This is a genomic window from Thioclava arctica (genome assembly GCF_040892615.1).
GTDB lineage: Bacteria > Pseudomonadota > Alphaproteobacteria > Rhodobacterales > Rhodobacteraceae > Thioclava > Thioclava arctica.
Map to the genome: position 1 here is coordinate 1 of NZ_JBFRYC010000045.1, position 854 is coordinate 854.

The window sequence follows — 854 nt, forward strand, 5'->3', positions numbered from 1 at the left end:
GGCCCATATGTCCGGGCTGAAATCGGTGCCGGCCGCACGTCCCTTAACGATGCCTATTGGTTGCCGCCCGGATATCCCGCTGACCCAAGGGTCAACTTCGATCTGGAATCGAAAAATGGCGGACTGGCCGCAATTGCGTTCGGCTACGACTGGATGAACGGGTTTCGTGGCGACATCTCTTTGATCGCAACCTCGAAAACCGGTCTAAAGGGCCCATGGACGAGCCCGACCCCGGGACCCCATGCCGATATCACCGCTGGCAGCGTCAGAACCACCGCATTGATGGCAAACCTGTTTTACTCTCCGCTTGAGCAGCAGGGCGTGAACTCTCGCATCCAGCCTTTCTTGGTCGCGGGGATCGGGCTTGCCGGCAACAAGGTGGGCCAGTGGACGCGCACCAATGCGGCTGCGGCGACGCCGGTCCGGACGTTCGAAGGAAGCACAACTTTCTCGCCGGCGTTCTCAGTGGGCGTGGGCGTCTCGATGCAGTTGACGAATGTCGGCACGCATCCGGTCATGCTTGAAGCCTCTTATCGCTATTACCAGTTTGGTAAGGCACAAGGCGGCTCAGCTTCGACAAGTGCCGGTGGTACCCCGGTTCAACCTCTGACCTTCAACACTTCGGATCAGGTTCTGTCGCTCGGCATCAGGATCCCGCTGAATCGTCTGTAATTCAGATCGAATAGGCTCTGTTGATGGCGTGGATGCCGCCTTCTGGCGGCATCGCAATGGGGTTGTTGATTAAGTCTAAGCGCATGGTTCGCATTATGACGCCATGCGCTTAGACAGTGCAAATTTGTGACATTGCTAATCCGTTGCCCTCCAATACATGCTTGCATGTCTAAGAGGATGGG

At 57.1% G+C, this 854-nt stretch carries 1 protein-coding gene; it reads left to right on the plus strand.

Features of this window, described 5'->3' with window-relative positions:
- The coding region (locus tag AB4874_RS19845) for a hypothetical protein (RefSeq protein WP_368393310.1) at positions 1-672 on the plus strand (672 nt) is incomplete at its 5' end.
- Between the last annotated feature and the right edge of the window lie 182 nt (positions 673-854).